Source organism: Lampropedia puyangensis, assembly GCF_004833285.1.
GTDB classification, from domain to species: domain Bacteria; phylum Pseudomonadota; class Gammaproteobacteria; order Burkholderiales; family Burkholderiaceae_C; genus Lampropedia; species Lampropedia puyangensis.
On the sequence record NZ_STFG01000015.1, the window covers coordinates 1 to 15,953 of the forward strand.

The window sequence follows — 15,953 nt, forward strand, 5'->3', positions numbered from 1 at the left end:
AAAGCCGCCATACAAGGCCACGCCATTGCGCAGTTCGAACGTGGCGTTGCGCTCATCGTCCGTGACGTTGGTTAGATTGCTCGGCACCACAGGTTTGTACACCCCTTGGGCCACCCAAATCTCCACCGTCGGTTGTTCTGCCGTGCTGCGCAATGCTGCGGCTTGTGCCAACGCGTCTTGCAAGTTGCGGTAGGCATTGTCCCAACTGCTGCCATCGTCATTACCGCCTGCATGGGTGTTGGCGTTGACATACAAGCGCTGGGCTTCGGTTTGGGTTTAGGTTTGAGCGTTGCCCAGCACGGCGCACAGGCTGGTAGCCAGCAACACCGCAGACCATGGGCGCCCCAGTGGGGCAAGGAGCAATGAATGGGGTATAGGCATGGTGGTGAGCAGTAAAGCATGCAGAAATGCACGCTGATTAACATTTATACATACTCATTGCGCCGCAGCATTGGGGGTTTGTCTATCCCTGAAATCAGGTAATTTGCGCTGTTTTGGGGTGAAAACCATAAAAAAAAGCCTGCATGGGGTATGCAGGCTGGGCAGGGAAGGCACAAAGCTTCAGAAAACAGGCGGTGTTCATAAGCGCGACGCAAGCGCAAGGGCGCTAAAAGCGCATTGCAGCAAGAGCTGTCTTGGATATGCTCTTTTTGTGCTCCGTGTGACTGTGTGGAGATCGCCAACACGTTTTTGCCATATCAGTATGGGCACTGCCCGGCATTGACGAGTGGGCAATTCAGGCATCATTCCACGGTGACGCTTTTTGCCAAGTTTCGGGGTTTGTCAACGTCGGTGCCTTTTCCCAAGGCGGTGTGGTAGGCCAATAGTTGCAGTGGGATGACGTGCAAGATGGGGCTCAAGGCGCCGTAGTGCTCAGGCATGCGAATGACGTGGATGCCTTCGCTATTTTCAATACTGGTGTGGGCATCAGCCAGCACATACAGCACACCGCCACGGGCACGCACTTCTTGCATATTGCTTTTGAGTTTTTCAAGCAAAGCATCGTTGGGCGCCACCACTACTACCGGCATAGCGCTGGTCACAAGTGCCAGCGGGCCGTGTTTAAGCTCCCCTGCAGGGTAGGCTTCGGCGTGGATATAGCTGATTTCCTTGAGTTTGAGTGCGCCTTCCAAGGCGATCGGATAGTGTGCGCCGCGGCCAAGGAAGAGGGCGTTGTCCATGCGGATGAAAGAGCGTGCCCAACTGATGATCTGCGGTTCGAGTGCCAGTACGGCTTGTACTGCGGCAGGAATATGGCGCAGGCTGTGCAGGTGTTGCGCGATAGATTCGTCGCTTTGAGTGTGTTTGTTTTGTGCCAGGGCCAAGGTAAGCAGGTATAGGCCTGCAAGTTGGGTGGTAAAGGCTTTGGTGGAGGCCACGCCAATTTCAACGCCCGCACGGGTGATGTAGGCCAGTGCGCATTCACGCACCATGGTGCTGGTGGCCACATTGCATACGGTCAAGGTGTGCACGTGGCCTAGCGATTTGGCGTGGCGTAAGGCGGCCAATGTATCGGCAGTTTCGCCCGATTGGCTGATGACGACGACCAGAGCCTTAGTGGTAGGGACAGATTCGCGGTAGCGGTATTCGCTTGCAATCTCCACTTGGGTTGGGATTTTTGCAATCGCTTCGAGCCAGTATTTCGCCACCAGTCCACTGTAATAGCTAGTGCCGCAGGCCAAGATCAGAACGGAGTCGATGTCGTTGAAATGGCGGTGCGCAGCATCGCCAAACAGCTCGGGGCTGATTTCCAGTACATCGGTCAAGGTGTCGGCCAGTGCGCGCGGTTGCTCAAAAATCTCCTTTTGCATGTAGTGCTGGTAAGGTTCGAGCTCGGCGGCGGCAGCAAAGGCTTGCACGGTTTGTACAGGGCGCTGTTCGGTGTTGAGGGGGCGACCTTGTGCGTCGGTGATCCAGTATTTCCCCGCTTGCAGGTCGACAAGATCGCCTTCTTCCAGATAGATGATTTGATCGGTCACACCAGACAGGGCCATTGCGTCGCTGGCCAAGTAATGCGCGGGCGCATCACCAGTCACAACGCCTAAAACCAGGGGCGAGCCTGCGCGAGCACCGACGAGACGGTGTGGTTCATCACGGTGCATAACAGCCAAGGCGTAGGCGCCATGCAGGCGAGTGGTGGCTTCTTTCAAGGCGTCGAACAGGTCACCGTTGTAGACGCTGTCGATCAAGTGTGCGACGACTTCGGTATCGGTGTCGCTGGTGAAGATATAGTTTTTGGCCTCCAGCTCACGGCGCAGAACTTCGTAGTTCTCGATGATGCCGTTGTGCACCAAGGCAATGTGTGCGGCCGATTCAGGCATTTTCTGCTCTTTAGGATGCGGGCCAAAGCTGAAATGCGGATGGGCATTGTCGACCGATGGCGCGCCATGCGTAGCCCAACGTGTGTGGGCAATGCCGGTGGCCGCTTGCAGGTTTTCGGCGTCAATCTGCGTTTGCAGTTGTGCCACACGGGCGGTGCTGCGGGTGCGGTGCAGACCCTGGTCGGAAGTGGGGTTGAGGCTGGCTGTATGCACGGCCAGGCCGCAGGAGTCATAACCACGGTATTCCAAACGCTGCAAGCCTTGCAGTAATACGGGGACAACGTCTTGATGGGCGACACCGCCAACAATTCCACACATGGCAAACCTTTCATCGTGAGGGGGCACGACAGCATGGCCGTGCAGAGGTGTGCGTATCGTATGGGTTTGAATGAAAATGTGCTTTCATATTTTTTATTTATTTGAAATAAAATTTCTTAATATTTGTTTTTTGAAATATTAATCCAAATTTATTGTTTTTATGATTGAAAATTTTGATGAAATAGATCGTAAGTTGCTCAAACTGGTCCAGCACGATGCATCCTTGAGCAACCAAGCTTTGGCAGCCTTGGTGCATGTCTCGCCAGCTACGTGCTTGCGGCGCATGCAGCGCCTGCGTGAGGCGGGGGTGATTGAGCGGCAGGTGGCATTGCTCAACCCGTGGAAGCTGGCGCAGGCGACCGGGCAGCCCGCCGCCTTGGTGTGCATTGTGGAAGTGAGCTTGGACCGGCAGGATGCTGAGTCCCTGCAAGCGTTTGAAGAGGAAGTGGCTCAGCATGAAGAGGTGCAGCAATGCTGGCGCGTGGCTTCTGGGCCGGACTTTGTCTTGGTCGTGCAGACCTTGAATATGGCGCATTACCAGCAATTGACGCAGCGCGTCTTGAATCAGTCACGCCACGTGCGCAACGTGAAGGCGTACTTTGCGACTAAACGGGCGAAATTTGCGACACAAGTGCCTTTGCCTGAAGTGACCAACTTACGCTGAATGGCATGAAAACTGATGACATAAAAAAGCCGTGAGAAATCGGGCAGCATGCCCAATTTCTCACGGCTATCGTGGCCCTTGACCCACTGCTGCATGAATGCGGCAGTGGGCTGGACGTTTACCTATCAGCGGTTTTGTTTTCGACGTTTGATGTCGTCCTCAGTCATTTCATACCACATTGCGTTCAACACCGCAAAGAACGCGGCAACTGGAAGGCCTAGAAGCCAGGCGAAATACCACATAGTTGTAATCCTTTCGTATTGGTTGCAGGCTGCTTAGTAAGCGTGGCCGCGACCTTCTTTGATTTCATCGGTTGTGACTTTGCCGCGCATGACGGAGTACACCCAGCTGGTGTAGGCCAAGATGATGGGCAGGAAGATGATGACGCACACCAGCATGATGAACAAAATCATATGGCTTGATGATGCATCCCATACGGTCAAGCTGGCGTTAGGCAAGATTGACGAAGGCAGGATGAATGGGAACATCGAGACACCGACGCTCAAGATGATGCCTGCAATGGCAACACCGTTGGCCAGCAAGGTCAGGATTTCTTTGCGGTTCGCAAAGCCCCATGCGGCCGCCAGCGAGCCCAGCACACCGATGGCAGGAACCAGCCACAGCACCGGTGCTGCAGCATAGTTGGCAAACCACATTTGTGCGATGCCGCCTTCTGCCGTTTTCATCATGGGGTTGGATGGACCTGTGGTGATGATTTCGCTGGTGAAGCGGTAGCCGTCAACAAACAAATACATCAACACGCCAGCTAGGATGTACAGCACAGGCGTTGCCAGTGCTGCGACCAAGCCAGCTTTGCGGCTGCGGGCTTGTACTGCATCGGTGGTTTTGAGCTGCAACCATGCGGCACCGTGGGTAACGAGCATGGCAACCGACACCAAACCGCACAGCACTGCAAACGGATTGAGCAGGCCGAAGAAGGTGCCGTCGTAGTAGATTTGCATGTCAGGAGCAAGACGGAATGGCACGCCTTGTAATACGTTGCCGATAGCAACACCGAAAATCAGTGATGGCACAAAACCGCCGATGAACAGGCACCAGTCCCAAGTGCTGCGCCATGTGGGGTTTTCAATCTTGCTGCGGTATTTGAAACCCACGGGGCGCAAGATTAAGGCGAACAGAATCGCAAACATGGCCAGGTAAAAACCTGAAAAAGAGACCGCGTACAGTTGAGGCCAGGCAGCGAAAATGGCGCCGCCACCCAGAATCAACCAGACTTGGTTGCCTTCCCAGATTGGGCCAGTGGTGTTAAGAACGACGCGGCGTTCGGCATCGTTTTTGGCTACAAAAGTGCCTAAGGTGCCCACGCCCAAGTCAAAACCGTCGGTGCAGGCAAAGCCGATGAGCAAAATGCCCAGCAGCAGCCACCAGATGACGCGTAGCACGTCGTAGCTTATGAGTTCATGAAGAATCATGGTGTGTTACTCCGTTTCAATAGGGATGTTCAGGCAGTCACTGGTTGTTGGGGCAGGGCGTATGGAGAGGTTTTGTTCTCTTCAATGTCCTGTGCGTCCAGCTGAGGACCCTTGCGGATAGCCTTGAGCATCAGCTTCATTTCAACGATCAGCAGTACGGTGTAGATCACCACAAAGCCCAGCAGTGTGGTCAGCACGGTGGATGCGCTGAGGTTGGAGACGGCAACGGCCACAGGCAGTACGCCTTCAATGGCCCAAGGTTGGCGACCAAACTCGGCCACGAACCAGCCGCATTCAGCTGCAATCCATGGCAGTGGAATGCTCCACACCGCGACTTTGAGTAACCAAGGGTGGGCGTCAAGGCGGTGTTTAGCGGACAGCCAGAAGAAGGTTGCAGTCAGCAAGATGAAGAAGAAGCCCAAGCCAACCATGATGCGGAAAGTCCAGAACAACGGTGCAACTTGTGGCACGGTGTCCCAAGCGGCTTTGCCGATTTGTTCAGCAGTTGCTTGGCGAGGATCGTCTACGTAGCGCTTGAGCAAGAGGGCGTAGCCCAAATCACCGCTATGGGCTTCAAATCGGGCCTTCAATTCTGCGGGAATGGCGTTGTGGCCATAGGTGCGAATTTCTTCCAAGGCATCGTAAGCCAGCATGCCGTTGCGAATGCGGCCTTCAGCTTGTACCACCAGATCATTGATGCCGGGGATTTGAGTATCCAGGCTGCGAGTGCCAATCAAGCCCATTACCCATGGGATATGGACCGCGTAGTGGGTCTCACGTGCTTCTTGGTCTGGGAAACCAATGGCAGTGAATGAGGCGGGAGCCGGTTGTGTTTCCCACATCGCTTCGACGGCTGCGAGCTTCATGCTTTGGTGTTCACCAGAGAGGTAACCAGACTCATCGCCTAGCACCACGACCGACAGCGACGCAGCCAAACCGAAGGAGGCTGCCACTGTCATCGAACGTTTGGCTAAGTCGGTATGGCGCCCTTTGAGCAGGTACCATGCAGAAACACCCAGCACAAAAATGGCTGCCACGGTGTAGCCGGCCGAGACAGTGTGCACAAACTTCGCTTGTGCCACGCTGTTGAACAACACTTCTGCAAAGCTGGTCACTTCCATGCGCATGGTTTGTGGATTCAATGCTGCGCCGGTGGGGTTTTGCATCCAGCCGTTGGCAATCAAAATCCACAAAGCCGAGAAGTTGGTGCCCAGTGCCATGAACCAAGTCACCAACAAGTGCTTGACTTTAGACAGGCGCTCCCAACCAAAGAAAAACAGGCCAACCAAGGTCGCTTCCAGGAAGAAAGCCATCAAGCCCTCAATCGCCAAAGGCGCGCCGAAGATGTCACCGACATAGTGGCTGTAGTAGCTCCAGTTCATGCCGAACTGGAATTCCATCACGATCCCGGTGGAAACGCCCAATGCGAAGTTAATACCGAAAAGCGTTCCCCAGAATTTGGTCATTTGCCGCCAGATGGGGCGCTTTGTCATGACGTAAACCGTCTCCATGATGGCCAGCATGATCGACAAGCCAAGGGTGAGAGGGACGAATAAAAAATGGTAGAGCGCTGTCGCTGCAAACTGCAGCCGCGATAAACCAACAATGTCTAGATCCATGGGGGAGACCTTTCAATACTAAAGAACGAAACGAAAGCAAAAACAAACAATACAAAGTGAGAAACAATGTGAGGCACTAGGTTTACCCATCCCGCAGGCGCGCCAGAATGGCGTTGAATTGCGGCGTGCCACGCACGACTTGTTGAGTAACGCGGCCAGCCTCAACCACCAATAAGCGCGAGGCCAGAGCGGCTTCGCGTTGCATATGGGTAGCAATGACCGCGGTTTTTCCTTGCAGGGTGTAAGCCAGCCGCTCCAGCACATCGCCTGCGGTATCGGCATCCAGCCCATCAGTGGGTTCGTCGAGCAACCAAAAATGGCTCTCGGTTAAGAAAAGACGAGCCAAGGCCAAGCGGCGACCCTGACCTTTGGAGAGTCCAAGGCCTGCTTCACCGAGTGTTTCATCCAAGCCTTGGGCGCGTGCAGCAATGACGTCACGCAGGCCTGCAGCCTCTAGTGCGGACCATATGGCGTCATCGCTGACATCGCGTTGCTGCAAGTTCACGTTAGCCCGCACACTGTCGTTAAACAGTGCTGTTTGCTGTGGCAAGGCTACGCAGGACAGGGCGCGCACTTGACCTTCAGTTGCGGCCAGTTCGCCAGAAATGAGTGCCAGCAGACTGGATTTGCCACTACCACTTGGCCCAACAATGGCGACGATCTCGCCGCGCGCAATGTCTAGTGAACAATCGTGCACGCGCGCTGCACCGCGCTGGCTCGCCACATGCACGTTGCGAAGTTGCGCTGCCAAGCCTGGGGCAGGCTCCGGCAAATGGGCCAAGGCGTAATTGGCTTGCTGCGTTAGTGGCTTGTGCAAGCGTTTGGCTGCCAAAAAAGTGTGTGCCCATTCCATTGCGCCACGCCGTAAGGATGCAAAAGGCTCCATTCCAGCCATGGCCATCAAGATGAAAAAGGCTGCGTTGGCTACGCCCATCATGCCTTGCAGAACCAGCCACGCAGCAACCAGAACAGCTGCGGCCATGGTGAGGGAGTGCAGGCCTTGCCAAGCGGCAGCGGCCATGGCATCAGTGCGTTGCAGTTGGGTGTCCAATTGCGCAACTTGGGCTTGTTTGGTGTTCAAGCGTTGTTGCCATGCATCCAACTGGCCAGCCATGACCAACTCAGCTTGGCCGCCAGCAATATCCAATGCTTGTTGGCGCATGTGTTCAGCTTGGCGAGATTGGGTCAGAGCTGCGGCTGTGGTGTTGCGCACTAGCCACCAAGTGATGCTAATACCAGACACCATGAACCAGGCAAATACCGCGATACCCAACCAGAGGTGATGGAAGGCGAGCCAGATGCTGATCAGCAGGGTGCTGACAAAAGCAGTGCAGCACGGCACTATCAATCGCAAGTACAGCGATTCGGCAGCGTTGAGGTCACGGGTTAAACGAAGCAGCATGCGGGCCGGTTGCAGGCGCCATTGCGAGTTGGGTGCGTCTTGCGGCGCAGCTGCAAAAGCACGGAAAACGCGTTCACGCACATCTACCAATGCGTTTAAAGCTGCTGAATGGGTGGTCACACGCTCTCCGTAGCGTGAGGCAGTCCGGCCCAGAGCCAGTAAGCGAATACTGGCAGAAGGGGTGAATACATCAAAAGCGATAGCACTGGTTGCGGCCAAACCTGCAATGGCAGTTGACGTGATGAACCAGCCAGAGATACCAAGCAGCAGGGCGCCCATCAAAACGGTAGCGCAAGCCAAACCGATACCCAGTAGCATGCTTTGCAGGCGGTTGGCACTGAGGGCCTGAAACAACACGGCCAATGCTTGCCAGTGCGCTTGGTTGGAATTGCTGTGGTGCGTTTGCGTATGGTTCATGCGTGGGCCTCCACCGCGTGGTTTTGCCATGTGGCTCCGCCTTGACCGTCTAGTGTGATGGTGTGCTCAAGGGCTGCAATCAGGGCAGGGTCGTGGGTGACCACCAACAAAGTTTTGCCTTTGGCTAAGTCTTTAATCGTGCGAATGATCTGTTGCGCAGTCTGCGAATCCAGATGTGCCGTGGGTTCATCCAGGAGCAAAAGCCCGGCTCGTTCGGCTACGGCTAATCTAGCTAGGGCGAGGCGGAGCGCTTCTCCGCCGGAAATGCCGCTGCCACCTTCGCCTAAGCGTTGCGCGTGCTGTTGCGAAAACACGTCACTTAGACCCACTTGGCCCAGCAATTGCGCCTCGTCAGTGGGCAAATACGTGCGATGCCTGCCTAAGTAGAGGTTGCGTTGAAGACTGCCCGTGAAAAAGTGGGGGGTCTGTCCCATCCATGCCATACGCTGGCGCAATTGCGCAGCGTTCTCTGGTGTCATCGCCTCTTCGTCAAGCAGAACTTGGCCTGAGCGCAAAGCCACTAAGCCAGCAACCATGGCCAACAACATGCTTTTGCCGCTGCCGCTGGGGCCGGTAATAGCAACATGCGCACCCGCTGGAATCTGGATGTTCAGTGCATGGGCTGCGGGCGTGGAAAGGGTGTTGGGTGCACTCTCAAGTTGTGGGGTCGCGTTGACAATACGGACGCTTGGCGGAGTTGACTCAGCTTCTGAGAGTTCTTGCTGGGCAATGGGATATTCCCCAGTGGCGTGGGCATGTACCATCGGGGCCAAGTCTTCCAACATGTCTGTTAAGCGCTGCATGGCTGCTTGCCCATTGGCGCGATCGTGCCAGACTGCTGACAACTCGCGCAGTGGTTCAAAGAAGCTAGGGGCAAGCATCAAAATAAACAAGCCGCTGTGCAGGCTCAGTTGCGAGCCCCATGCGCCAAAGGGCAGCTCTCCTAATAGATGAAAGCCAATATAGACAGCAACAAGCGCAACCCCCAGCGCGGAAAATAACTCCAGCACGGCAGAAGAGAGCATGGCTACACGCAGCACCTTCATAGTTTTCTGGGCAACGTGCCTTCCTTGGGCGCTTAGGCGTTGTGCGGTGGCATCGACGGCATGCATGGCGCGCAAGGTTGGTAAGCCACGCAGGCGCTCCAGCAAATGCCCGTGCATGCTCCCGAGGGATTGCATCTGCTCTTCGCTGATTGCCTGTGCACGCCAACCGATGATGGCCATGAATAATGGGATTAAAGGGGCAGCCATCAGCAATAACAAAGCAGCTATCCATGAGTGCCACGCCACCACGATGGCAATAATGGGTGCGGCAATCATGACGCGCCATTGCGCTGCTTGGTAGCGAGCCAGCCAAGGGACGACAGCTTCAGCCTGTTCCATCCAAGCGCTGGTGATCTCGCCTGAGGGTGGGCGTCGCGCATCCAGTGGAGACGCCATGCGTAAGCGATCCCCCAATGCTTGGCGCAACGAGGTCAGAACCTGGCGCGCGTACCCGTAAGTGGTTTTGGTGCCCCAATACTCCAACGCGGCGCGAATCAAACCGAGTATTGCAACCATGGCAACAGCCAGGAGGACAGAATGCATCAGTGATTGGGATTGAAGAGCGTTTCTTCCCTCGGTTTGCCAAAGCATCAGCGAGGAAACAACCGAGGCAATGCACCACGCTTGGCCGATCCATACCAATGAGGCTATGCCTTGTAAGGCATAGCTCCAGTGGCGGCCAGCGCGCGGTTTGCGAGGGTTGTGGGATTTCATGTATTTAATGTAATTTCAGTAATTTCTGAAATTGTATCAATCCATGAAGAGATTTCACGCTTTTATTGCTTCGAACGTGTAGTGGTTGACTAAATTAGGATGGCAAGGATTGACCTTTGGTTTTGAGTTTGTGTCAAAAAGTATGTTTTTGTGGTTTGAGTGTGGCTACAAGTCGTAGGGTTTGAGTTGTGTGGCAAACCGTGCGTGTTGTGTTCAAGCAGTTGTGCTGTGTAAGAGCGCTCGTGGCACGTTGATGGTTTTTAAGTGTTTTGTGAAAAGGGGTATTGCGGTGGTGCCGAACGTGCGCAATGACAAAACAGGTCCGCGCGATATTGAGCGATATGGATATGGGCTAGCCAATTTGTTTTTGTATGGCTATAATGCGCGGTTTGCAGCGATTTTGTCCCGCGGCAAATAGTGCATGCAAACAGCTTTCTAGGTGTTTACATGCGCGCAGTACCACCTAAGAGGCTCCCGTACCAAGAAGAGCACCGACCGTGGCAGTAGGGCAAGTATTTTGTATTTAGGAACCCGCATGTCTACATTCAGCGCAAAACCCGCTGAGGTGCAACATGAGTGGTTTGTGATTGACGCCACCGATAAGGTGCTCGGTCGGGTAGCCAGCGAAGTTGCCCTCCGTCTGCGCGGCAAACATAAAGCCATTTATACACCTCACGTCGATACAGGCGATTTCATCGTGATCGTCAATGCATCGAAGCTCCGTGTCACAGGGAATAAAAACCTGGACAAGGTGTACTACCGTCACACTGGTCACCCAGGTGGCATTCGCTCCATCAATTTCCGTGATCTGCAAGCCAAACACCCTGGCCGCGCACTGGAGAAGGCTGTTAAAGGCATGCTGCCTAAAGGCCCACTCGGTTACGCCATGATCAAGAAGCTGAAGGTTTACGGCGGTGCAGAGCATCCGCACACTGCCCAACAGCCTAAAGTGCTGGAAATCTAAGGAGCGACGAGATGGCAATTGGTGATTGGAACAATGGCACAGGCCGCCGCAAATCCAGCGTGGCTCGTGTTTTCCTGAAAAAAGGCTCCGGCAAGATCGTCGTGAATGGCAAGGAAATTGAGGCTTATTTTGGCCGTCAAACCTCCATCATGATCTCTAAGCAACCTCTGGTGTTGACCAACCATGTCGAAACTTTCGACATTCAAGTTAATGTCCATGGTGGCGGTGAGTCTGGCCAAGCTGGTGCAGTGCGTCACGGCATCACACGTGCTCTGATCGACTACGACGAGACACTCAAGCCAGCGCTCAGCGCAGCAGGCTACGTGACTCGCGATGCTCGTGAAGTGGAACGTAAGAAAGTCGGTTTGCACTCTGCTCGCCGTCGCAAGCAGTTCTCCAAGCGTTAATCGCCTGCAGACTGTTTGTCAAAAAGCTCCCCGTACCTTCAAGGTACGGGGAGCTTTTTTTATGTGCCATCAATGGGGTGATTGGACGCTGGTTCGAAGTTTATTTTGGCGCTTTGAGTGGTACGGCTGCTTCCGCGGTGAGCATGCGAAACGTGAGGGTTTCTTTGAGGTAAAGCTGCACCTTGTGTTGGTCGTGGCTGGTGTAGCCAATACTCAAATCACAGCCTAAATGCAAAGCATAGTCACCGCCACGCATGCTGACAATACAGCCTCCTTCAATCGCAGAAGACCAAAATATCTCACCATTGATGAGCTTTTGAAGGTGTGAAATCACGGGGTAGCCTTGGTCGCTACCTTCGCTCAGTGCGGTGTAGGCATCTGAACCAAGTACAACAGCGTAAGGTCCATCAACGCCTTCAAGGCGCAACTGCTTAAGCGCTGCTGCTACAGCATCGGGATACAGACTGATATCTTTGCTCAATTGCAGGCTTTTGTTGGATGAGCCGTTGCGAATGCCGGTGATACCTGCGGCCGCGTAGCCATCAAAAATGGCAGTATCTTCTGCAAATGCCAATTGAGTGGCGGCATCTTTAGCGGGTTGCCAATCGGAATCTTCAGAGCCGCGCTGCACATCGTCAATTTGTTCTCGTGATAGTTCAAAGGGCACGCGCAACTCGACTAACGGCATGACCTCACGTTGCTTTGCAATGACCCCTTTGATGGGGCTTGCTATGGAAATTTGATGACCGGTACCAATGCTGGCGCACTGGCTGCCTTCAGGCCCGCGCACATCGACCACACGCCGTCCTGCCACAGAGCGTTTGAAGGTGCGGGCTACTTCTTCTTCAATATCTTTCCAGGCCGCATCTGAGATGGGTGCAAGTTCTCGGTGCAGGTTATTCATGTTGCGATTCTCCTTTGAGTGATCCGATGCTCAGTGATCCATCGTGACTCACGGTTAGTGCTGGCTTGAAGGCGTTGATATTTTCAGCTTCATCCAGACTGGGGCGTTGTGCCAATGTCTCTAGAAGTGGCAGCGAGGGGATGAAAAACAAGCCACCTGTAACCGCTGTACTGAAGTCCAGCAGACGGTCGTAGTTGCCAGGTGGATTGCCGACAAACATATTCTCCATCATGCGCTCAATTGGCGTGGGGCTGCTGGCATACCCAATGAAATAGGTGCCAAACTCGCCGTGCCCCGGTCTGCCAAAAGGCATGTTTCCGCGCATGATGTCGATTTCTTCGCCAGTATCATCTTCTATGACTGTCAGTGCATTGTGCGCCCAGCTTGGTTTGGTGTCTTCATCGAGTTCAATATCCGAGAGCTTGGTGCGACCAATAATGCGCTCTTGCATCTCGGTGGAGAGGGCATTCCAACCGATCATGTCATGCAGGTATTTTTGAATGATGGCATAGCTGCCGCCGGCAAAAACTGTTTGCGTGTCTGGGATGACCGTGGCCTCCAGCGCATCTTGCCCGCTGGGGTTTTCGGTTCCATCCACAAATCCGATAATCGAACGCATATCGAAATGGCGAAAACCATGCACCTCGTCAGCAATTTCAAAGGCGTTCCCAAATGCCGCAACCAGGTGGGTTGCGAGCTCTATGCAAAGATCCATGCGTTGGGCGCTAATATGGAGCAGTACGTCGCCAGGGGTTGCAATCGCTCTGCGTTCAGCGGGGCCGTATTCGATGAATGGATGGAGCAAGTCTGGCCGTGGATGCCCGAAAATGCGGTCCCAAGCCGAGGAGCCAAAGCCTACGACACAGCGTAATTGGCCTTCTGGAGCCCTATGCCCGACAGCACGAATTAATCCAGAATAAGCCGCGCACCATTGGCGGACATTCGCATGACTTTCTGGGGTGTTCTTGAATGTGCCTACTATGAAAATAGCGGCAGCTTGGGGGGCTTGGTCTACTGGTTGAGGCTTGAGGCCGAGGGAGCAGGTGTTGCGCATAAGACTAGGGTCAATGGGTGTGGCAGCTTCCGCTGGGCTGCTGATGCTTGCCAGATGGGGCAAAGTGTAGTCTCTGATGAATGCCGCATCAAATGCCTGTAATGTGTTTTGCTTTTCTTCAAAAGAAAGAAAAATGTCCAGCACTTCTAATCTGAGAGGATTTTTTTGTAAGAATAGTTCGTTGAAACTCTAAAAGCCTGCGCTTAGGCTGGGGAGTGAGAGACCGTATTGCTTGCAGTGACAGAATCACTGTAGGCAGTCGTTTTGATGGGGGAGCATCAACACCAATAAGTTGGTTTTGATCTGCTCAAGCGTATAACTGACATTGATTGGCGTGTACCAAGAAGGGCTTAAACATATGACTATCCGAACAACTGCAATGTGCAATAAATGGACCATGCTGGCCGCAGCTATCGTCCCTTTTTTAGTGGCGTGTCAGACTGTTGAGCCGCAATCTGGGGTGGCTGAGCAGCAAGTTTCTGTAATTGCAGTCAAAGACATCCCTGTGGACGTGTTGGGCAAAGATGCCAAGGGGCAGGCCATCATTGCTTATTTCGGTGCGCCAGATACGGAGCAGGAGGGCGAATCGTTTGCACAAGCCCAGCAAGATGGGTTTTATCGCATTTATGCAGGAAAAAACAGTGCTGGTCAGCACGTGATTCAAGATTTTTATCAAGCCAATGGTGCGGCACAAACGTCCCCATTCTTTGTTGATCCTGTCGGTAATGTTCTGGATTGGGCAGTGCTTCCGCAAGATGGAAAAATCACCTTCTACCGCCCCAATGGAGCCGTCCGAGGTGTTACCGCATACCGTGATGGCATGCTTGATGGTCAAGACATCTACTACAACGATGATGGTTCAGAGCGCTCGGTTTATACATGGAAGAATGACTTACTGGATGGTCCTTTCTTTGCGAAAGATCCAGATTCCAAGAGTCAAGTCGAGGGGGTGGCTAAAGAGGATGCCGTTGTAAGCATTAAGGCCAATGATGACAGTGGCCAGGTGCTGACCAAAGACGAAGCAGAGCGCTTGCTGGAGGCATCCATGCTCTATTGGTATCAAGACATTTTCAAGTAATTGAACATACTGCACGCTGCGGCAATGCAGTTCGGTATGCAGTTGATGGCTGTGCTTTGCGAGCGAATGCTTGTGAGCACAGCTTTTCTGTTTTAAAGCGCTGCACACCAGGGTCGCCCATGGTTGTGCAGCGGAGGGGTTTTCATTTGTGATCACCGTTGCTCGCAGTCGGTAGGTTATACGGGGTTGCCGTTGTGGTGTTGATCGGCGTGCTACCCTAGCGCCCTTTGCAACGTATCGAGGGTTTGTTATATGCGCCAGATTATTCTGGATACTGAAACGACTGGTTTGTCTGTCACTGAAGGCGACCGCGTGATTGAATTGGGCTGTGTTGAGTTGCTCAATCGCCAGTTGACGGGCAATAACCTGCACTTCTATTTCAAGGTTGATCGCGATAGTCACCCTGATGCGCTGCGTGTGCACGGCATCACCAAAGAGTTTTTGAGCGATAAACCTCGATTTGAGGAATTGGCTCAAACCTTTATCGATTTCGTGCAGGATGCTGAAATCATTATTCACAATGCCGCCTTCGACGTTGGCTTTCTCGACAACGAGTTGGCATTGGTGGGGAAGGGGCGGTTGCAAGACTATGCCTCCACCATTACCGATAGCCTGCTGTTGGCACGGGAAGCATTTCCGGGGAAGCGCAATTCTTTGGACGCGTTGTGTGACCGCTTCGCCATAGACAAAACCAATCGAACACTGCATGGCGCCTTGCTCGACTCGGAGTTACTGGCGCAGGTGTATATCCACCTCACTCGTGGCCAGAACGCGTTGCTCAGCGATGATGAGCAAACCGAGTCAAATGATGAACAGGGCAATGTGCAACGCGCTGATCTCAGTGGCCTGAAGCTGATTGTGTTGCCAGCCAGTGATGCTGAGCTGGAGCAACATGAGGCTATTTTGAGCAGTATCGATAAAGATTCTGGTGGGAAAACCGTGTGGCGGCCATCACCTGAATCGGCTTGATCACAAGCTTTCGTTGTCTTGCAGTTTGGGGCGACGTAGTGATTGAGCCGCAGCGGAAAAACGATTGCAGATATCGTCAGCAGAGGCACTGGGAGGTTGCTAGAATTCTCACAATGAATTGCACCAACGCCTCCAACTCTCCCGCGCAGCCGCCTCATCCCCCTGTTGTGCTTCCCCTTCAAGAGGAGGGGGCTGTTGTGGTCGAGCGCCAAACACAAAAGCCCAAGCCGCCACCGATGTGCCAAGTGTTGATGCTCAACGATGATTTCACCCCCATGGAGTTTGTGGTGGCTGTTTTGCAAGAGTTTTTTGGAAAAACACTAGATATGGCGACTCAAATCATGTTGTCCATTCATAACGAGGGGCGCGGAGTGTGTGGCGTCTATCCCCGTGAAATTGCGGAAACCAAAGTGGCACTGGTGATGGATGCTGCAGCCCAAGCGGGCCATCCACTGCAATGCGTATGTGAGCCGCTGTCCGATTGACGGCAAGGTGTAAATCGTTCAATATGAATTCAATGGTGCTATGCAGCATGGCGGTGTATTTGGAATATTGATGGTTTCCAGAAAAACTATTGATTTTTTCTAAGAGCCCCCCAACTGCAAGGCATTCATTCAATTCGCAAGCACAAGGAGTCCGTATC

General features: G+C 53.6%; 15 protein-coding genes. 6 read left to right on the top strand and 9 right to left on the bottom strand.

Annotated elements, in window-relative coordinates; genetic code table 11:
• Together E9531_RS12575 and glmS are read right to left on the bottom strand one after the other, a co-directional pair.
• The coding region (locus tag E9531_RS12575; RefSeq protein WP_211343433.1) for a hypothetical protein at window positions 1-255 on the bottom strand (255 nt) is incomplete at its 3' end.
• A 488-nt stretch (window positions 256-743) separates the two neighbouring features.
• Window positions 744-2,639 (bottom strand): glutamine--fructose-6-phosphate transaminase (isomerizing), encoded by a 1,896-nt coding sequence (glmS, locus tag E9531_RS12580; protein ID WP_136574123.1) that lies wholly within the window; start codon window positions 2,637-2,639, stop codon window positions 744-746.
• Between the two features lie 160 nt (window positions 2,640-2,799).
• Between glmS and E9531_RS12585 the strand changes: the two genes are divergently transcribed.
• Window positions 2,800-3,303: an Lrp/AsnC family transcriptional regulator gene (locus E9531_RS12585; RefSeq protein WP_136574124.1), complete on the top strand. Its 504-nt coding sequence runs from the start codon at window positions 2,800-2,802 to the stop codon at window positions 3,301-3,303.
• 125 nt (window positions 3,304-3,428) lie between these two features.
• Here the strand turns inward: E9531_RS12585 and cydX are convergent, their stop codons facing one another.
• The 5 genes from cydX to cydD all read right to left on the bottom strand — a co-directional run bounded on the left by cydX (window position 3,429) and on the right by cydD (window position 9,934).
• A complete protein-coding gene (cydX, locus tag E9531_RS12590; RefSeq protein WP_136574125.1) occupies window positions 3,429-3,545 on the bottom strand; it encodes a cytochrome bd-I oxidase subunit CydX in 117 nt (38 codons plus the stop codon).
• A gap of 33 nt (window positions 3,546-3,578) precedes the next feature.
• A complete protein-coding gene (cydB, locus tag E9531_RS12595; protein ID WP_136574126.1) occupies window positions 3,579-4,736 on the bottom strand; it encodes a cytochrome d ubiquinol oxidase subunit II in 1,158 nt (385 codons plus the stop codon).
• Between the two features lie 29 nt (window positions 4,737-4,765).
• Entirely contained in the window at window positions 4,766-6,355 is a 1,590-nt protein-coding gene (locus E9531_RS12600) for a cytochrome ubiquinol oxidase subunit I (protein ID WP_136574127.1), read from the bottom strand.
• Window positions 6,356-6,437: 82 nt separating this feature from the next.
• Window positions 6,438-8,204: an amino acid ABC transporter ATP-binding/permease protein gene (locus E9531_RS12605; RefSeq protein WP_136574128.1), complete on the bottom strand. Its 1,767-nt coding sequence runs from the start codon at window positions 8,202-8,204 to the stop codon at window positions 6,438-6,440.
• A complete protein-coding gene (gene cydD, locus E9531_RS12610; RefSeq protein WP_136574129.1) occupies window positions 8,171-9,934 on the bottom strand; it encodes a thiol reductant ABC exporter subunit CydD in 1,764 nt (587 codons plus the stop codon). The genes E9531_RS12605 and cydD overlap by 34 nt, the downstream gene beginning before the upstream one ends.
• Before the next feature lie 535 nt (window positions 9,935-10,469).
• Between cydD and rplM the strand changes: the two genes are divergently transcribed.
• Window positions 10,470-10,898: a 50S ribosomal protein L13 gene (rplM, locus tag E9531_RS12615; RefSeq protein WP_136574130.1), complete on the top strand. Its 429-nt coding sequence runs from the start codon at window positions 10,470-10,472 to the stop codon at window positions 10,896-10,898.
• Window positions 10,899-10,909: 11 nt separating this feature from the next.
• Window positions 10,910-11,305: a 30S ribosomal protein S9 gene (gene rpsI / locus E9531_RS12620; RefSeq protein WP_136574131.1), complete on the top strand. Its 396-nt coding sequence runs from the start codon at window positions 10,910-10,912 to the stop codon at window positions 11,303-11,305.
• A 100-nt stretch (window positions 11,306-11,405) separates the two neighbouring features.
• Here rpsI and E9531_RS12625 read toward each other — a convergent pair whose 3' ends face one another.
• Window positions 11,406-12,209 carry a family 1 encapsulin nanocompartment shell protein gene (locus tag E9531_RS12625; protein ID WP_136574132.1) on the bottom strand — a complete coding sequence of 268 codons (804 nt, stop codon included), beginning with the start codon at window positions 12,207-12,209 and terminating at the stop codon, window positions 11,406-11,408.
• Window positions 12,202-13,263: a Dyp-type peroxidase gene (locus E9531_RS12630; protein WP_136574188.1), complete on the bottom strand. Its 1,062-nt coding sequence runs from the start codon at window positions 13,261-13,263 to the stop codon at window positions 12,202-12,204. The genes E9531_RS12625 and E9531_RS12630 overlap by 8 nt, the downstream gene beginning before the upstream one ends.
• 358 nt (window positions 13,264-13,621) lie before the next feature.
• Between E9531_RS12630 and E9531_RS12635 the strand changes: the two genes are divergently transcribed.
• From E9531_RS12635 to clpS, 3 genes are all read left to right on the top strand, one after another.
• Window positions 13,622-14,341, top strand: a complete 720-nt coding sequence (locus tag E9531_RS12635) for a toxin-antitoxin system YwqK family antitoxin (RefSeq protein WP_136574133.1) — start codon at window positions 13,622-13,624, stop codon at window positions 14,339-14,341.
• Window positions 14,342-14,593: 252 nt separating this feature from the next.
• The gene (gene dnaQ / locus E9531_RS12640; protein WP_136574134.1) at window positions 14,594-15,310 is read left to right on the top strand and encodes a DNA polymerase III subunit epsilon; all 717 of its coding nucleotides are present in this window, start codon (window positions 14,594-14,596) and stop codon (window positions 15,308-15,310) included.
• A gap of 113 nt (window positions 15,311-15,423) precedes the next feature.
• Window positions 15,424-15,795, top strand: a complete 372-nt coding sequence (gene clpS, locus E9531_RS12645; RefSeq protein WP_136574135.1) for an ATP-dependent Clp protease adapter ClpS — start codon at window positions 15,424-15,426, stop codon at window positions 15,793-15,795.
• Window positions 15,796-15,953: the final 158 nt, after the last annotated feature.

Excerpts from the sequence above, each read along its gene's own strand:
- rpsI (WP_136574131.1), top strand. The coding sequence starts at position 10,910 with ATGGCAATTGGTGATTGGAACAATGGCACAGGCCGCCGCAAATCCAGC.
- E9531_RS12635 (WP_136574133.1), top strand. The coding sequence starts at position 13,622 with ATGACTATCCGAACAACTGCAATGTGCAATAAATGGACCATGCTGGCC.
- E9531_RS12630 (WP_136574188.1), bottom strand. The coding sequence starts at position 13,263 with ATGCGCAACACCTGCTCCCTCGGCCTCAAGCCTCAACCAGTAGACCAA.
- E9531_RS12585 (WP_136574124.1), top strand. The coding sequence starts at position 2,800 with ATGATTGAAAATTTTGATGAAATAGATCGTAAGTTGCTCAAACTGGTC.
- E9531_RS12605 (WP_136574128.1), bottom strand. The coding sequence starts at position 8,204 with ATGGCAAAACCACGCGGTGGAGGCCCACGCATGAACCATACGCAAACG.
- cydX (WP_136574125.1), bottom strand. The coding sequence starts at position 3,545 with ATGTGGTATTTCGCCTGGCTTCTAGGCCTTCCAGTTGCCGCGTTCTTT.
- dnaQ (WP_136574134.1), top strand. The coding sequence starts at position 14,594 with ATGCGCCAGATTATTCTGGATACTGAAACGACTGGTTTGTCTGTCACT.
- E9531_RS12625 (WP_136574132.1), bottom strand. The coding sequence starts at position 12,209 with ATGAATAACCTGCACCGAGAACTTGCACCCATCTCAGATGCGGCCTGG.
- E9531_RS12600 (WP_136574127.1), bottom strand. The coding sequence starts at position 6,355 with ATGGATCTAGACATTGTTGGTTTATCGCGGCTGCAGTTTGCAGCGACA.
- glmS (WP_136574123.1), bottom strand. The coding sequence starts at position 2,639 with ATGTGTGGAATTGTTGGCGGTGTCGCCCATCAAGACGTTGTCCCCGTA.
- cydD (WP_136574129.1), bottom strand. The coding sequence starts at position 9,934 with ATGAAATCCCACAACCCTCGCAAACCGCGCGCTGGCCGCCACTGGAGC.
- rplM (WP_136574130.1), top strand. The coding sequence starts at position 10,470 with ATGTCTACATTCAGCGCAAAACCCGCTGAGGTGCAACATGAGTGGTTT.
- clpS (WP_136574135.1), top strand. The coding sequence starts at position 15,424 with ATGAATTGCACCAACGCCTCCAACTCTCCCGCGCAGCCGCCTCATCCC.
- cydB (WP_136574126.1), bottom strand. The coding sequence starts at position 4,736 with ATGATTCTTCATGAACTCATAAGCTACGACGTGCTACGCGTCATCTGG.